Below are 15,464 nucleotides of genomic sequence, written 5' to 3'. Positions count from 1 at the left end.
TTTTCAATGAATGAAATGATTCCACTCGCAAGCGCCGCCGGTATGACCGTCGGCCTTGCCGTTTGTGCTCTCATCGCTGGCCTGGTGCTGGCGATGATTTTTGCTGGCTGGGAATCGGTGCGCTGGAAACCGCTGGCGTGGCTCGGTACAGGTTTAGTCACGTTGATCCGCGGCCTGCCGGAAATTCTGGTGGTGCTGTTTATCTATTTCGGCGCCTCGCAGCTGCTGCTGATCTTATCTGACGGCTTTACCCTCAATTTCGGCCTGTTCCAGTTGCCGATACAGATGCAGATCGAAAACTTCGACGTCAGCCCCTTCCTGTGTGGCGTGATTGCCTTGGCGATGCTTTATGCCGCTTATGCATCCCAAACCCTGCGCGGCGCATTAAAAGCGGTGCCGGTGGGACAATGGGAGTCGGGTCAGGCGCTGGGCATGAAGAAATCAGCCATATTTTTTCGTCTGATTATGCCGCAGATGTGGCGGCATGCCTTGCCAGGCTTAGGCAACCAATGGCTGGTATTGCTGAAAGATACGGCGCTGGTATCGTTGATTAGCGTAAATGACCTGATGCTGCAAACCAAAAGCATTGCGACCCGCACTCAAGAGCCGTTTACCTGGTTTTTAGTGGCGGCGGCTATTTATCTGGTTATTACGTTGTTCAGCCAGGCGGTATTACGCCGCATTGAATTACGCACTACCCGTTTTGAGCGGGGAAACAGCTGATGCTTGAGTATCTACCCGAATTAATGAAAGGGCTGCATACCAGCCTGACACTGACTGTGGCCTCGCTGATCGTGGCGCTGGTGCTGTCATTGCTGTTCACCGTGGTGCTGTCACTTAAAATGCCGCTGCTGACACCGCTGGTAAAATGTTTTATTACGCTGTTTACCGGCACGCCGCTGCTCGTACAAATATTCTTGATCTATTACGGTCCCGGCCAGTTCCCGAGCATTCAACAGATTCCCTGGTTGTGGCATCTGCTGTCACAACCGTGGCTGTGTGCCATGTTGGCACTGTCACTAAACAGTGCGGCTTATACCACGCAGCTTTTTTATGGTGCTGTGCGTGCCATCCCTGCTGGTCAATGGCAATCCTGTGCTGCGCTTGGGATGAACCGCAAAGATACGCTGCGCATCCTGCTGCCTTACGCCTTTAAACGCGCCCTCTCATCCTATTCCAATGAAGTGGTGCTGGTGTTTAAAGGCACCTCCCTGGCTTATACCATTACGCTGATGGAAGTGATGGGACACGGACAATTGCTGTACGGACGCACCTACGATGTCACCGTGTTCGCGGCGGCGGGTCTGGTTTATCTGTGCGTCAATGGTTTACTCACTTTGATGATGCGTCTGATCGAAAAGCGCGCGCTGGCATTTGAGCGCCGAAACTGATATTTAGGCGAGAATTCTCGCCTTTTTCACTTATTTACTCACAGATATTGCATAAAGATTCATTCAGTGGCATCTTGTAACGCGTCCAAACGCTGTGCTAATGACGTTTTACAGGAGCCGTATCATGAAAAAATGGATTGTTGCCGCTGCACTGGCAACCCTGGCAATGAATGCCCACGCTGCGGAGAAAATCCGTTTTGCCTCTTCGGCAACCTATCCCCCTTTTGAATCTCTGGATCGTGAAAATCAGCTTGTCGGCTTCGATATCGATTTGGCTAAAGCGTTATGCCAGCAGATGAAAGCAGACTGTACGTTTACCAATAACGCTTTTGACAGCTTGATTCCGTCGTTGAAATTCCGTCGTTACGATGCGGTGATCTCCGGCATGGACATCACGCCCGATCGCAGTAAACAGGTTGATTTCACGCAGCCTTATTACGCTAACTCCGCCATCGTTATTGCTCGCAAAGGTAAATTCAACGATTTCAGCCAGCTGAAAGGCAAGCGCATTGGCGTAGAGAACGGCACCACGCATCAGAAATTCTTGCAGGATAAACATCCTGAAGTCGTGATGGTGGCCTATGACAGCTACCAGAACGCAATTTTGGATATGAAAAACGGTCGTCTGGATGGCGTATTTGGCGACAGCGCAGTGGTTAATCAGTGGTTAAAAACCAATAACGATCTCGCTACCGTGGGTGAACATGTCACCGATACCGATTACTTTGGCACCGGTTTAGGTATCGCAGTACGCAAAGGTAACGAAGAGTTACGCGAGAAGTTGAATAGCGCACTGGCTGAAATGAAAGCTAATGGCAGCTGGCAGCAGCTCAATCAGAAGTGGTTCCCCGAATAAATATTATGGGCCAGCAAGGTCATTGTCTGACCGGTTCTGCACTGTCCTCAGTTCAGATGATTGCTACGCTGGCCCACCCTCGTTCATCAATCGCTCGGCAACCGCTAAAACCTGACAAAGCAGAGTTGCGGCAGGCGTGCGTTCAACGCTTATGGAAAAAGACGCGGCTGCTGACAGGCAGGAAAAGCAGCATCAGCACCACAACGTCCGGTAGCTTCTGCAACAGCGTATGGTGGATAATCTGCGCATTACTCTCACCGCTAATACTGAATATTTCTGGGTAGATCCATCCCATTGAAGCCATCAGCATATAAAACAACACAATCACCTGTGTCCCGACATATCCCCAACGTCCGCGATTGCTGCCCCGCATCAACGTAAACGCGCAACGTAGCTCAAACAGAAAAATCAGTTGGCTGGCAATAAAGATAAATGTGGAATCCCAGGCTTGGGCGCTGCGATGAACAAAATTAACGATTTCGGCGTAACCCAGTTCGTTAGCTAGCATCAATACGCTAAGGCAACGCGTAACGATAATAGCAATCCCTGCGACCGATACCGCCACGGGTGCTTCTGGTAAAACCGGGCGGTGTTTGAGGGTTTCCGACATGTTCCGTGCTCCGTACGCCATTGAAAATGGGCTGGAAAACCAGCCCATTCTTATAGTGGCAAAGCTTACGAGTTTCAGCCACGTTTAGCTTTCTGAATATCGCTTAAACGTTGTTTTTCTGTATGCGCCATGAAGCGCCAGGCAATAAAACCAACCAAACCGACAATGAACAGGATCAGCGAGGCCAGTGCATTAATTTCCGGGTTCACGCCACGGCGCACGGTGGCGAAAATTGCCATGGGTAGCGTGGTCGCGCCTGGTCCGGTGACAAAACTGGAAATCACCAGATCATCAAGCGATAGCGTAAACGCCAGCAACCAGCCCGTCACCAGCGCGGGTGCAATCATCGGCACGGTAATCACGAAGAACACTTTCAGCGGCGTTGCGCCCAAGTCCATCGCCGCTTCTTCAATGGAGCGATCCAGTTCACGCAGGCGCGAATTGATCACCACCGCCACATAGGCGGTACAAAACGTGACGTGCGCCAGCCAGATAGTTAACATGCCGCGCTCACTCGGCCAGCCGATGGCATTGCCAATCGCGACAAACAGCAACAGCAGCGATAACCCCGTAATCACATCCGGCATAACCAGTGGCGCTGTCAGCATAAAGGCAAAACCGTTGTGACCGCGGAAATGACCGAAGCGCACAATGATCACTGCCGCCAGCGTGCCCAATACCACCGCCATGCTGGCCGATAACCCCGCGATGCTTAAACTCAGCAGCACCGCATCAATCATCGCATCATCCTGAAACAGCACGCTGTACCAGTGAAACGAAAAACCTTCCCACACCGTGACCAGCTGCGAGCTGTTGAATGAATAAATCACCAACAGCAGCATCGGCGCATAAAGAAACAGGAAACAGCACGCCAAAATGGCGGTGCGCCAGGGCGAGCGGATCGTTGGCAGATTATTCATCCCTTCTCTCCCATTTCACGATTTTGATGCTTGTGGAACCAGATGATAGGCAGAATCAGTATCAGCAGAATAATCACCGCCAACGCAGATGCGACTGGCCAATCGCGGTTATTAAAGAACTCTTGCCACAAGATACGACCAATCATGATGCTGTCAGGCCCGCCAAGCAGTTCAGGAATCACGTATTCTCCGACCGCCGGAATAAATACCAGCATCGAACCGGCAATAATCCCACCTTTGGTTAGCGGCACAATCACCTTGAAGAAAGTTTTCAGCGGACGCGCACCCAAATCCAACGACGCTTCCACCAGCGAATAATCGATGCGGGTTAATGCGGTATAGATAGGCAGCACCATAAACGGCAAATAGCAGTAAACAATGCCGATATAAACCGCAGTGTTGGTGTAAAGGATCACCAGCGGATGGTCGATCACGCCCAGCCACAGCAAGAAGCGGTTCAAAATACCGTTGTTGTTAAGGAGCCCCATCCAGGCATAAACACGCACCAGAAATGAGGTCCACGACGGCAGAATCACCAGCAGCAGCAGAATGGTGCGCATTGAGGGCTTACTGTGCGCCACCGCCCACGCCAGCGGATAACCAATCAACAGACAGATCACCGTGGAGATCGCTGCCACTTTCAAAGATTGCAAATAGGCGTCGATATACAGCGGATCATCAGTAAGTTGCAGATAGTTGGCAAAATTGAGAATCAGGCTGAACTGATCGTCGGCCCAGCTGATTAAATCGGTATACGGCGGAATGGCGCGAGCGATATCCGCGAAGCTGATTTTCAGCACGATCAGGAAAGGCAGCAGGAAAAACAGCACCAGCCAAATATAAGGCAATGCAATGACCAGCTTGCGGCCATGTTGCATTTTGATGCGCGTTACCCAGCGCTGCAGCGGCGTACCAACCAATTTGGCGGGCGCTTTGCTGCGTTGAAAAATCTGGCTCATTGCGCCTCCTTAAACCGTCAACACCACGCAGCTGTCGCTTTCCCAGTAGAGACGAACTTCGTCGCCCCATGTCGGCAACCCTTTGCGAAAGCGGTGTGCATTTTGCAATTGTGCACTGATCATTTGCCCGCTACGCAGGCGCACATGAAAAATCGACAAGTCGCCTAAATAGGCAATATGCACCACTTCACCCACCGCAAAGTTACAGCCATCTGCAGGAACTTCTTCACAAAGCATCACTTTTTCTGGACGCAGCGCGACGTGTACCGGCACGTTGTCTGTCACTGAGACGTCTGAGTCCACTTTCAGTGGATGCAGCAAGCCGGGGCTGTCTATTACCAGGCCATCCTCACGACGCTCGCGCAGCAGACCCTCAAAGACATTGACTGAGCCGATAAATTCGGCGCTGTAGCGGCTGGTTGGGTGTTCATAAATCTCTTCCGGCTCGCCAATCTGCACAAATTTGCCGCGGTTCATGATGGCAATACGACCCGCCATGGTCATCGCCTCTTCCTGATCGTGCGTCACCATCACGCAGGTCGCGCCGACACGCTCAAGAATATCGACCACTTCTAACTGCATGCGGTCACGCAACTTTTTATCCAACGCACCCATCGGCTCATCCAGCAATAACAGCTTTGGACGCTTTGCCAGACTACGTGCCAGCGCCACACGCTGACGCTGGCCGCCCGAAAGCTGATGCGGTTTACGTTTGGCGAACTCTTGCATGTGCACTAACGTCAGCATCTCTTCAACCCGGCTGCTGATCTCACCCTTTGGCAACTTGTCCTGCTTCAGGCCAAAAGCGATGTTCTGTTCCACAGTCATATGTGGAAACAGGGCGTAGGACTGGAACATCATGTTAATTGGGCGCTGATATGGCGCAACGTGAGACAAATCTTGTCCATCCAATACGATCTGGCCGCTGGTTGGCGGTTCAAAGCCCGCCAGCATGCGCAGTAGCGTCGATTTACCGCAGCCGGATGCACCCAGCAGCGCAAAAATTTCGCCTTTGTAAATCGTCAGGCTGACATCATCAACAGCGTGCTGACCATCAAACGATTTGGTCAGGTTGCGGATTTCTAGCAGCGGCGTTAACGCCTTTGCGGTTTTATTTTGAGGACGAGGAATGGCGTCGTTCACTAACATTAATCTCCGGGGCCACGCGGAACTGCACGGCAAAGCCAGCCGCTAAAAATGGCACAACAGAGGCCATCACTGCACCTCTGTTGCTGTTTCGTTATAAGCCTATTCGTTTAGAACGAATTACTTACCACTTTTTACTTTAGTCCATGCACGCGTACGCACACGATCCAGTTTTGGATCTTGTACTTTCAGCACGAACAGTTTTGACATGGCTTCAGGCGTTGGGAAGATACCTGGATTATTACGCACGTCAGCGTTAATCAGCGGCAGCGATGCCTTGTTACCGTTAGCGTAGGACATCTTGTTAGAGACATCAGCGATCACTTTCGGATCCATCATGTAGTTCAGGAACTGATAAGCGGCATCCAGATTTTTCGCGTCTTTCGGAATCGCCATCATGTCAAAGAACGCCAGCGCGCCCTCTTTGGGTACGCTGTAAGCCAGATGTACGCCGTTTTTCGCGGCATCGGCGCGATCTTTCGCCTGCAAAATATCGCCTGACCAACCAATAGCCACGCAGATATTGCCGTTAGCCAAATCGTTGATGTACTGCGAAGAGTGGAAATAGCGAATATTCGGACGCAATTTCAGCAGCAGATCGGTGGCTGCACCTGAGTAATCCTTCGCATCTGAGCTGTTCGGATCTTTACTGAGATAGTTCAGCACGGTGGCGAAAATCTCTTCTGGCGCATCGAGGAAGGAAACCCCGCAGCCTTTCAATTTTTCCAGGTTCTCAGGTTTTAAGACCAAATCCCAGCTGTTAACGGGCGCATCCGCACCCAACGCCGCTTTAACTTTATCAACGTTATAACCAATACCGGTGGTGCCCCACAGATAAGGAATGGCGTATTTATTGCCCGGATCGTGCTGCGCGACTTTTTCCATCAGCGCCGGATCGAGATTTTTGTAGTTAGGCAATTTACTTTTGTCTAACGGCTGAAACACGCCAGATTGCAGCTGACGCGCCAGGAAGCTGGAGGATGGCACTACCACGTCATAACCGGTGCTGCCGGCCATTAACTTGCCTTCCAGCACTTCGTTGGAGTCAAACACGTCATAGACCACTTTAGTGCCGGTCTGTTTTTCGAAATTCGGAACGGTATCTGGTGAGATATAATCGGACCAGTTATATACGTGCAGCGTTTTATCTTCCGCCATTGTGCTGGCAGAAGCTGCCATCAGCACGCCAGCAACCACACCTGACAACCATTTTTGACGTTGGTTGGACATGTTTTACTTCCTCCTGAGCGGGTCATCACAACGCTACAAATACCTGATCCGAACGTTGCGTTCTGTGCGTAAAATTAGTGACACAATGAATCATTATTCAGCGGGAGTTTAATAGTAAAAACCTATACCTGCGCTGCATTTACAAGGCTGACGTAGCCCCGCAAGAATAGCCGCCCTGATGAGGGTTAACCAGACCTCAGCGTAAAAAACGCCTAATTGCGATATTTTATTCATCTTTAAACTATGAGGTTCGGCTTTGATGGCATAAAGAACGACAAATATCTGGCATTAAAGGGCAAAATGCAGAATAAAACGTGGTGGGGCATAAAGAAAAACTGCTGCATTATGCAGCAGTTAAATCTGGAAGGATTAATGCAGCATTGAGTGGCCGAGCAAGGTCGCCGGGCGCTCCTCTTCTTCATCTTCACTCATCATCAACAAATTGTTGGCAAACGCTTCCAGAATGACCATGGAAATTTGCTCTTCACTCTGCTTCATGAAATGTGAAAACTGGCCAAAGGTTAGACCCGCTGTGGTGGTCATCGACTGACACACAATCAGCTTCGGCAAATTATCATCCTGAATGTCGATAAAGGCTTTAACCGTGAGTGAACTGGCATTGATTTGCGACAGGTCGCCAACCAAAGGAATTAATGCCGTCGGCTTCACTTCCGCCAGCGCAGAAAACAGAATGACGTTGTCGACCAGATCGATTTTGGCGTCAAACACCCCTTCAAAGTTCTGCATGTGCGGCAGATGAAGTGCCTGACAGGCATCACATTCGAACCAGGTGATATTTTGCTGATCCAGCCAGCGACGCAACAGGTCGATATCCGGAACGACAAGAGAATCCATCGTAAAATCCCTTGGGGTGAATAAACAGGCGACTAAGCTTACGGAAAAATTGCCATTGACGCTATGAAAACCGCTGAAAAGCGCGGGTTAGCCAGCGGTTTTAGGACGTTGGCCGGGTAGAGCGTGTTGCTCAATCCAGTCAATCATCATACCGGCAATATTCAACCCGGTGGAGGCTTCAATACCTTCTAACCCTGGCGAGGCGTTAACTTCCATCACTAACGGGCCGCGATGTGCGCGTAAAATGTCAACGCCTGCAATGTCTAATCCCAGTGTTGACGCGGCTTTAACAGCAATTTCACGCTCCTGATCGGTGATGTTAACCGGATGCGCTTTACCGCCGCGATGCAGGTTTGATCGGAAATCGCCCTCTTTCGCCTGACGCTCAATGGCCGCGACCACCTTGTTGCCAATGACGAGACAACGAATGTCGCGCCCTTGCGCTTCCTTGATAAACTCTTGCACCAGAATATGCGCATTCAGGCCGCGAAAGGCGTCAATAACGCTTTCCGCAGCCTGCCGCGTTTCTGCCAGCACCACACCAATTCCCTGACTCCCTTCCACCAGCTTTACCACCAGCGGCGCGCCGCCCACCATCGCGATAAGATCTTGCGTATCGTCAGGCGAGGAGGCAAAACCAGTTACTGGCATATTAATGCCTGCCCGTGCCAGCAACTGCAAGGAGCGTAATTTGTCACGCGCGCGGGTAATCGCTGCGGAGTCATTGAGCGGATAACTGCCGCACATCTCAAACTGGCGCAACACAGCCGTGCCATAAAAGGTGATGGAGGTACCGATGCGAGGAATAACGGCGTCAACATATTCCAGCGGTTCGCCACAATAATGTACTGCAGGCGACGCGGGATTGATGTTCATGTAGCAAGAAAGCGGATCAATGATGTGAATAAAATGGCCACGCTGCTCGGCAACTTCACGTAAACGGCGGCATGAATAAAGCGATCCATCACAAGACAGGATGGCCATTTTCATCATCACATTCCTTGGGTCAGATTAGCGTGTCGCCCAACCCTGCTGATGCAGATAATCCAGCATAAATGGGCGCGTTTCTTTAATGATCAGGCGCTGAATCAGCTGGCTCCAGGTTTCGCTACGCTGGTTACTGTCGCGCTGCTGATAATATTCAGTAATCTGATTATCGTAATCGGCAAGCACCGCTGGATCCACCGATTGATAGCGATTTTCATGCACTAACATCGCCTGTGGCATACGCGGCTTCACATTTGGTGCGGATTCAGGATAACCCATACAGAAACCAAACAGCGGCAGCACATATTTTGGCAGCTCAAGTAATTCAGTAACCTGCGCAATGCTATTGCGGATACCACCAATAAACACGCCACCCAGATCCATTGACTCTGCTGCAATCATGGCGTTCTGTGCCATCAATGCTGTATCAACACAACCTAACAGCAGTTGCTCAGCGCGACCAAGCTGCGCATCCGGGCAGATCTGCAGATGACGATTGAAATCGGCACAGAAGATCCAAAACTCAGCCGCATCCGCCACCCAAGGCTGTCCGCCAGATAAAGTGACCAGCTGATCGCGCAGGCCTTTGTCGGTGATGCGCACAATAGAAGAACACTGCAAAAAGCTGGATGTGGACGCCGATTGCGCTGCGTGAATAATTGCCTCACGTTGCGCTTCGCTGATGGCTTGATCGGTAAACGCGCGAATGGAACGGTGGCTACACAATAAATCAATGGTCGGTGTCATAAACTCTCCAGCAACATTATCTTTTTTTGTCGGTGCGATTAAACAACTGCGGCGCCATCGCTTTTGCGGTGCGCCACATTAATAGCCAGGCGGCAGGCAGCATCAAAATGACGCCAAATAACAACAGCCCGGTCGCCAGCGTTTTGCTGTCGACCGATGTTGACGCAGGCAGCCACTGATTGATCACCAGCAGTGCGGCAATAATCAGCAGGCCACCTATCGCCTCCATTACCAGAATGGGTTTCGGTAATCTCGCTACATTTCGCATTACTCCGCTCCTGCATCACACCTGAATGGAACGGTAATTATGGTTAACAAGTCAGCGCCTGCCCATACCCGACATCTTTTGAAAAGAAGTTAAGACCCGTACATAACGCTGACGCGCCTGCATTTTAGATCAAGACGGGTATAGACGGCGGGCATCAGACTAACAGGTAAATCCTGCTTTCTTTAAGCGGTACGAGCGGGCATGATGATTGTCATTCTTTTACCTGTTGCGTGATGCAGATCACACAACATAGTCTGCAAGGAGTTTTCAATGATTGCTGTAATTTTTGGTCGCCCGGGTTGTTCTTTTTGTGTACGTGCCAAAGAACTGGCTGACAAATTAGCGGCCGATCGCGACGATTTTAGCTTTCAATACGTTGATATTCAGGCGGAAGGGATTACGAAAGCGGATCTGGAAGCCAGCGCAGGCAAACCCGTAAACACCGTGCCACAGATTTTCCTCGACGAACAGCACATTGGTGGCTACACCGAGTTTGCGGCGTGGACTAAAGAAAACCTGGGCTTTGTTGCTTAAAGGTGCATGAAGATCTCACGAAGCGGTTTAGTCCAAACGATAAACTGCTTCGCTAATATCCGCGAAAATTGATCACGCCGCTGCATCACAACGCTCTGAACGGTTTCATCTCTACGCCCACCTTAACTTCTAAGCGTTAACATTATCCGCAATAATCGCACCAGCAACGCGCCACAACCGGCCCAAAAAATGGCACTCAGGCTCCATGCAGTCAGAAAAAGCCAATTTGTTGAGGGAAATAACGCGCTATTGAGCATCAATGCGGCTAACAACGATCCCCACAAAGCCATTAACAAGGTACTTTTCAGCGGGCTGTTCGTCTGCACTAAAGCCATAAAGACACCGGGAAGAATGAAAAGCAGTAATTCCGGCTGACCGCGGACAGCCGCTTTACCGGTCTGCCAAAAATCGTGCGCAAAAATGAACACCAGACTATAAATCACCACGCCCAGAAGACGGATAGTCCAGAGATAAGAACGCTGCGGCATATCACCCCACTCATCAACATTTAACATGACAAAATTCAACGCCCTACCTGCTGCGCTCAGGTGGAAATAAAAAGAAACAGTCCGCTGTTCGTCTGAATGATTTCAGCGCATAGCTGAGAAAGATTTTTCTGATTAGAATAGCCGCCGCATCACCCTATCCTGCAGCTGCATTTTTCAATGCGGGATGTTACGGCTTGCTCAAGATAACCAAAAACAAGCCACTCATCAATAAGTTACACGTAAACAAGAAGTTAAACAGTGAATATTAACGTCGCAGAATTGTTAAGCGGAAATGACGTTTTGTTATTATTTGTTGTATTGGCCCTCGGACTTTGTCTGGGTAAATTGCGTCTAGGCTCCGTTCAACTAGGAAATTCTATCGGCGTATTAGTGATTTCCCTGTTATTAGGGCAACAACACTTCGCGATAAATACGGACGCCTTGAGTCTGGGCTTTATGTTATTTATTTTTTGTGTTGGCGTTGAAGCCGGGCCTAATTTCTTCTCAATTTTTTTCCGCGACGGAAAAAACTATTTCATGCTGGCTATCGTCATGGTGGTCAGCGCGCTGGTATTAGCGTTGGGTTTAGGCAAGTTGTTTGGCTGGGATATCGGTTTAACCGCGGGCATGTTGGCGGGCTCTATGACCTCAACGCCCGTGTTGGTCGGCGCAGGCGATACCTTGCGGCAAAGCATCAGCGACAGCAAACAGCTGGCATTGATGCAGGATCACCTTAGCCTGGGTTATGCCATCACCTATCTGATTGGTTTAGTCAGTTTGATTTTTGGTGCCCGCTACTTGCCCCGTTTACAGCATCAAGATTTATCAACCTGCGCGCAACAAATCGCCCGTGAACGTGGTTTAGATGCCGACAGCCAGCGCAAAGTCTTTTTGCCGGTGATCCGTGCCTATCGCGTCGGCCCGGAACTGGTGGCGTGGAGCGGCGGTAAGAACCTGCGTGAATTAGGCATCTATCGTCAGACCGGTTGTTACATCGAACGTATTCGCCGTAATGGCATTATCGCCAGCCCTGATGGGGATGCGGTTCTGCAACTGGGCGATGATATTTCGTTGGTGGGTTATCCCGACGCTCACGCCCGTCTTGATCCTAGCTTTCGCAACGGCAAAGAAGTTTTTGATCGCGACTTGCTGGATATGCGCATCGTCACTGAAGAGATCGTGGTAAAGAACCATAACGCCGTGAATAAGCGCCTGAGCAAACTCAACCTGACCGATCACGGCTGCTTCCTTAACCGCGTAATTCGCAGTCAGATTGAAATGCCGATCGATGACAACATCATTCTCAACAAAGGGGATGTGTTACAGGTCAGCGGTGAAGCGCGTCGCGTGAAAAGCGTGGCCGATCGCATTGGCTTTATCGCCATTCATAGTCAAATGACCGATCTTCTGGCGTTCTGCGCTTTCTTTATTGTTGGGCTGATGATTGGCCTGATCACTTTCCAGTTCAGCAATTTTAGTTTTGGCATTGGTAACGCTGCCGGTTTGCTGTTTGCAGGTATCATGCTGGGCTTTCTGCGTGCTAACCATCCCACGTTTGGCTATATCCCGCAGGGCGCGCTGACCATGGTGAAAGAATTTGGTTTGATGGTGTTCATGGCAGGTGTTGGATTGAGTGCGGGCAGCGGCATTAATCATGGCCTGAGCAGCGACGGTGCCTTAATGCTGCTGTGTGGATTGCTGGTCAGCCTGATTCCGGTGGTGATTTGCTACCTGTTTGGCGCCTACGTACTGCGAATGAACCGCGCCCTGCTGTTTGGGGCCATTATGGGCGCACGAACCTGCGCGCCCGCCATGGAGATTATCAGCGATACCGCACGCAGCAACATTCCAGCACTCGGCTACGCAGGTACCTACGCAATAGCCAACGTCCTTCTGACGCTAGCAGGTACGCTGATTGTGATTATTTGGCCGATATTGCCCTTATAAAAATTTTTTAGTGGAGTCCAGAACTTTTTAATGGGGGTGCAGTCTTAATAAGTGCCACTGCTTTTCTTTGAAATCCCCAAATTGTGGAGCCCGTTAGTGATTTAGCTAGCGGGTTTTTTTATGCCTGAAATCCCCGGTCAAAGCGCCTGCCCATGAGATACAGCCTTCATGTAAATGTCATTAAACCTAAACCGTTTTGCAACCTGCATGAAGATTAAGAACCCTGCTATGGACGAATGCATCGAATAATTCCAGGATAGCCTCTTTATTTTATTAGCATTTAGTGCGCTGCTGCTCAGCAACGCGGTCACATCAAACTGAGCCAATTTTGCCTGTTTACAGATGTTGCCTATCCAAAACAGAGATTGCTGAATGTGCTCGCGCACTTTTCAAAGAGGAAGCCCGCCAATAATGGAAGAGTTAAACCGCTCGCTGTTTATGTTGATTAACGCTACACCCGCTTCGCCCGCCTGGATGTTGCAACTGGCGACATTTATTGCCAAAGACCTGATTGCCATTGTGCCGCTGCTGATTGTAGCGCTGTGGTTGTGGGGGCCACACGAGCAGGTTAAATCTCAGCGTGTGCTGGTGTTGAAAACCGGAATGGCCTTGATTTACGCGTTAGCGATCTCCTGGTGCGTTGGCCAGCTGCTGCCGCATCCTCGCCCATTTGCCATTGGCTTAGGGCATCAGTTCCTGCATCACACGGCTGACGACTCTTATCCCAGCGATCACGGCACCACCATCTTCACCTTCGCGCTGGCTTTTATCTTCTGGCATCGTTTGTGGTCGGGTGTAATTTTAATGCTGGTTGGCAGCGCTATCGCCTGGTCGCGCGTTTATTTGGGCGTGCACTGGCCAATGGATATGTTAGGCGGATTTTTGGTAGGGATGCTGGGTTGTCTGGCGTCGCATCTTGCCTGGCAAATTTACGGCAACCGCATGCTGAATGTGATCAATCCGCTTTACCGCACCCTTTTCGCGTTGCCGATTCGTAAAGGCTGGACGCAAGGTTAAAAAAAGGGGACGCATTGCGGCGTCCCCTCTCTTCACGAAAACCACTTCCCGAACCAGCCGTTAAATTTCATCATCACAAAATCGATAATACGACTGAAGAAACCGCCTTCTGGCACATCCTGCATGACCACCAGTGGACGCTGCTCAATAGTTTTGCCATCCAGCTGGAAATTAATGGTGCCGACAACCTGATTTTTCTTCAGTGGCGCTTCTAACTGAGGCGAACTTAGCGTGTAGCTGGCCTTGAGATTTTTCATCTGCCCCTTCGGAATGGTCAGCGCGGCATCTTTTTCTACCCCAAGGTTCACTTGATTGCGCTCGCCAAACCAGACGCGCTGCTGGGCGAAAGGCGCATCAGCTTTGATCGGCGTTACCGTTTCATAAAAACGGAAACCCCAGGTCAGTAACTTCTCACTCTCGCGGAAACGCATAGCGTCGGTAGCAGTACCCAGCACCACGGAAATCAATCGCATGTCGCCTTCGGTTGCAGAGGCCACCAAATTATTCCCTGCGCCTGAAGTGTGGCCCGTTTTAATGCCATCGACTTTTAGGTTGGTACTCCACAGCAGGCGATTTCGGTTCATCTGGCGAATATTATTAAAGGTAAATTCTTTCTCTTTATTTAGCGCATACTCTTCAGGCACATCACGAATCAACGCCTGACCAATCAGCGCCATGTCGCGCGCGGTGCTATATTGCCCTTCCGCATCTAAACCGTGCACCGTCATGAAATGCGTATTTTGCAGCCCAAAGGCTTTGACATAGTTGTTCATCAAGCCAATAAACGAATCCTGACTGCCGGCGACATAATCAGCCAGCGCAATACAGGCATCATTACCCGATTGAATCACAATGCCTTTATTCAGCTCATGTACCGGAATACGGTCGCCCGGTTTAAGAAACATCAATGATGAGCCTTTGAGTTTCGGATTACCCGTTGCCCACGCATCCTGACCCACAGTAACCAGATCGTCGGGTTTAATCTTGCCCGCTTTAATGGCCTGGCCGACCACATAGCTGGTCATCATTTTTGTCAGGCTGGCAGGATCGAGTCGTTGATCGGCATTAGATTCTGTTAATACTTTGCCGCTGGCGTAGTCGATTAAAATCCAGGCTTTCGCATCGATTTGAGGGGCATTCGGCGCCTGTTCAGCAAAAACGCTGATCGGCGCAACAATGAGTAATGAGGTTGCAGCAAAAAGCCGCAAACGGGAAGCGAAGCGAGTGTTTGTCATGAGCGTGACCGAATTGTCCTTGTTAAATCGGGGTTTTAAGGCAAAAACCTTCAGTTAGAACGCTAACCGTTGGCGTCCGCGAAAAAAACCGATGAACCGTAAAGTTTTTTAGAGTTTAGTAGAGTAATCCTGGCATTCACGCCTTGCGCCCCTTCTTCCGCTGACTCTTTTGCAAACTCTTTGTCTAACACGCTTTCCTCTCATAAACGTTCTCTCTTAAAAACTGCGTGAAATTCCGATTTTTCTCAGAACAGTTAAGACCGTCACAAAATTC

The 15,464-nt window shown here is 50.3% G+C and carries 17 protein-coding genes; 6 read left to right on the top strand and 11 right to left on the bottom strand.

The window, feature by feature from the left end:
• Positions 1–6 precede the first annotated feature (6 nt).
• The 3 genes from artQ to artJ all read left to right on the top strand — a co-directional run bounded on the left by artQ (position 7) and on the right by artJ (position 2,247).
• On the top strand, positions 7–723 hold the full coding sequence (gene artQ / locus SC127_RS18675) for an arginine ABC transporter permease ArtQ (RefSeq protein WP_243078257.1): 717 nt from the start codon (positions 7–9) through the stop codon (positions 721–723).
• On the top strand, positions 723–1,391 hold the full coding sequence (gene artM, locus SC127_RS18670) for an arginine ABC transporter permease ArtM (RefSeq protein WP_332627456.1): 669 nt from the start codon (positions 723–725) through the stop codon (positions 1,389–1,391). The genes artQ and artM overlap by 1 nt, the downstream gene beginning before the upstream one ends.
• Positions 1,392–1,515: 124 nt before the next feature.
• Entirely contained in the window at positions 1,516–2,247 is a 732-nt protein-coding gene (artJ, locus tag SC127_RS18665; RefSeq protein ID WP_215847216.1) for an arginine ABC transporter substrate-binding protein, read from the top strand.
• A 142-nt stretch (positions 2,248–2,389) separates the two neighbouring features.
• Here artJ and SC127_RS18660 read toward each other — a convergent pair whose 3' ends face one another.
• The 9 genes from SC127_RS18660 to SC127_RS18620 all read right to left on the bottom strand — a co-directional run bounded on the left by SC127_RS18660 (position 2,390) and on the right by SC127_RS18620 (position 9,969).
• Entirely contained in the window at positions 2,390–2,857 is a 468-nt protein-coding gene (locus tag SC127_RS18660; protein WP_243078259.1) for a YbjO family protein, read from the bottom strand.
• A 74-nt stretch (positions 2,858–2,931) separates the two neighbouring features.
• Positions 2,932–3,777, bottom strand: coding sequence for a putrescine ABC transporter permease PotI (potI, locus tag SC127_RS18655; RefSeq protein ID WP_215847218.1), 846 nt, complete (start codon positions 3,775–3,777; stop codon positions 2,932–2,934).
• Positions 3,774–4,736, bottom strand: coding sequence for a putrescine ABC transporter permease PotH (potH, locus tag SC127_RS18650; protein WP_215847219.1), 963 nt, complete (start codon positions 4,734–4,736; stop codon positions 3,774–3,776). The genes potI and potH overlap by 4 nt, the downstream gene beginning before the upstream one ends.
• Before the next feature lie 9 nt (positions 4,737–4,745).
• Complete coding sequence (gene potG / locus SC127_RS18645; protein WP_332628239.1) at positions 4,746–5,879, bottom strand: putrescine ABC transporter ATP-binding subunit PotG; 1,134 nt, start codon at positions 5,877–5,879, stop codon at positions 4,746–4,748.
• A gap of 123 nt (positions 5,880–6,002) precedes the next feature.
• Positions 6,003–7,112: a spermidine/putrescine ABC transporter substrate-binding protein PotF gene (potF, locus tag SC127_RS18640; RefSeq protein WP_215847220.1), complete on the bottom strand. Its 1,110-nt coding sequence runs from the start codon at positions 7,110–7,112 to the stop codon at positions 6,003–6,005.
• A gap of 369 nt (positions 7,113–7,481) precedes the next feature.
• Positions 7,482–7,967 (bottom strand): YbjN domain-containing protein, encoded by a 486-nt coding sequence (locus SC127_RS18635; protein WP_215847221.1) that lies wholly within the window; start codon positions 7,965–7,967, stop codon positions 7,482–7,484.
• Between the two features lie 87 nt (positions 7,968–8,054).
• Positions 8,055–8,957: a 30S ribosomal protein S6--L-glutamate ligase gene (gene rimK, locus SC127_RS18630; RefSeq protein ID WP_332628237.1), complete on the bottom strand. Its 903-nt coding sequence runs from the start codon at positions 8,955–8,957 to the stop codon at positions 8,055–8,057.
• 21 nt (positions 8,958–8,978) lie between these two features.
• Entirely contained in the window at positions 8,979–9,701 is a 723-nt protein-coding gene (gene nfsA, locus SC127_RS18625; protein ID WP_332627451.1) for an oxygen-insensitive NADPH nitroreductase, read from the bottom strand.
• Between the two features lie 16 nt (positions 9,702–9,717).
• Positions 9,718–9,969, bottom strand: coding sequence for a DUF1418 family protein (locus SC127_RS18620; RefSeq protein ID WP_243078261.1), 252 nt, complete (start codon positions 9,967–9,969; stop codon positions 9,718–9,720).
• A 270-nt stretch (positions 9,970–10,239) separates the two neighbouring features.
• Between SC127_RS18620 and SC127_RS18615 the strand changes: the two genes are divergently transcribed.
• The gene (locus SC127_RS18615; RefSeq protein ID WP_215847222.1) at positions 10,240–10,503 is read left to right on the top strand and encodes a GrxA family glutaredoxin; all 264 of its coding nucleotides are present in this window, start codon (positions 10,240–10,242) and stop codon (positions 10,501–10,503) included.
• A 122-nt stretch (positions 10,504–10,625) separates the two neighbouring features.
• Here SC127_RS18615 and ybjM read toward each other — a convergent pair whose 3' ends face one another.
• Entirely contained in the window at positions 10,626–10,991 is a 366-nt protein-coding gene (ybjM, locus tag SC127_RS18610; RefSeq protein WP_243078520.1) for an inner membrane protein YbjM, read from the bottom strand.
• A gap of 258 nt (positions 10,992–11,249) precedes the next feature.
• On the opposite strand from ybjM, the gene SC127_RS18605 reads away from it, so the two are divergent.
• Complete coding sequence (locus SC127_RS18605) at positions 11,250–12,938, top strand: aspartate:alanine antiporter (protein ID WP_215847223.1); 1,689 nt, start codon at positions 11,250–11,252, stop codon at positions 12,936–12,938.
• A gap of 411 nt (positions 12,939–13,349) precedes the next feature.
• Positions 13,350–13,955 (top strand): undecaprenyl-diphosphate phosphatase, encoded by a 606-nt coding sequence (gene ybjG / locus SC127_RS18600; protein ID WP_215847224.1) that lies wholly within the window; start codon positions 13,350–13,352, stop codon positions 13,953–13,955.
• A gap of 32 nt (positions 13,956–13,987) precedes the next feature.
• Here the strand turns inward: ybjG and SC127_RS18595 are convergent, their stop codons facing one another.
• The gene (locus SC127_RS18595; RefSeq protein WP_243078262.1) at positions 13,988–15,190 is read right to left on the bottom strand and encodes a serine hydrolase; all 1,203 of its coding nucleotides are present in this window, start codon (positions 15,188–15,190) and stop codon (positions 13,988–13,990) included.
• Positions 15,191–15,464 lie beyond the last annotated feature (274 nt).

It is taken from the genome of Pantoea sp. T14, assembly GCF_036663535.1.
GTDB lineage: Bacteria > Pseudomonadota > Gammaproteobacteria > Enterobacterales > Enterobacteriaceae > Pantoea > Pantoea phytostimulans.
Note: the sequence above shows the minus strand (reverse complement) of the source record. Positions and strands in the feature narration are given on the sequence as shown.

What these genes read in the sequence shown, in the direction of transcription:
- artQ (WP_243078257.1), top strand. Translation starts at nt 7, where the DNA reads ATGAATGAAATGATTCCACTCGCAAGCGCCGCCGGTATGACCGTCGGC.
- artM (WP_332627456.1), top strand. Translation starts at nt 723, where the DNA reads ATGCTTGAGTATCTACCCGAATTAATGAAAGGGCTGCATACCAGCCTG.
- artJ (WP_215847216.1), top strand. Translation starts at nt 1,516, where the DNA reads ATGAAAAAATGGATTGTTGCCGCTGCACTGGCAACCCTGGCAATGAAT.
- SC127_RS18660 (WP_243078259.1), bottom strand. Translation starts at nt 2,857, where the DNA reads ATGTCGGAAACCCTCAAACACCGCCCGGTTTTACCAGAAGCACCCGTG.
- potI (WP_215847218.1), bottom strand. Translation starts at nt 3,777, where the DNA reads ATGAATAATCTGCCAACGATCCGCTCGCCCTGGCGCACCGCCATTTTG.
- potH (WP_215847219.1), bottom strand. Translation starts at nt 4,736, where the DNA reads ATGAGCCAGATTTTTCAACGCAGCAAAGCGCCCGCCAAATTGGTTGGT.
- potF (WP_215847220.1), bottom strand. Translation starts at nt 7,112, where the DNA reads ATGTCCAACCAACGTCAAAAATGGTTGTCAGGTGTGGTTGCTGGCGTG.
- SC127_RS18635 (WP_215847221.1), bottom strand. Translation starts at nt 7,967, where the DNA reads ATGGATTCTCTTGTCGTTCCGGATATCGACCTGTTGCGTCGCTGGCTG.
- rimK (WP_332628237.1), bottom strand. Translation starts at nt 8,957, where the DNA reads ATGAAAATGGCCATCCTGTCTTGTGATGGATCGCTTTATTCATGCCGC.
- nfsA (WP_332627451.1), bottom strand. Translation starts at nt 9,701, where the DNA reads ATGACACCGACCATTGATTTATTGTGTAGCCACCGTTCCATTCGCGCG.
- SC127_RS18620 (WP_243078261.1), bottom strand. Translation starts at nt 9,969, where the DNA reads ATGCGAAATGTAGCGAGATTACCGAAACCCATTCTGGTAATGGAGGCG.
- SC127_RS18615 (WP_215847222.1), top strand. Translation starts at nt 10,240, where the DNA reads ATGATTGCTGTAATTTTTGGTCGCCCGGGTTGTTCTTTTTGTGTACGT.
- ybjM (WP_243078520.1), bottom strand. Translation starts at nt 10,991, where the DNA reads ATGCCGCAGCGTTCTTATCTCTGGACTATCCGTCTTCTGGGCGTGGTG.
- ybjG (WP_215847224.1), top strand. Translation starts at nt 13,350, where the DNA reads ATGGAAGAGTTAAACCGCTCGCTGTTTATGTTGATTAACGCTACACCC.
- SC127_RS18595 (WP_243078262.1), bottom strand. Translation starts at nt 15,190, where the DNA reads ATGACAAACACTCGCTTCGCTTCCCGTTTGCGGCTTTTTGCTGCAACC.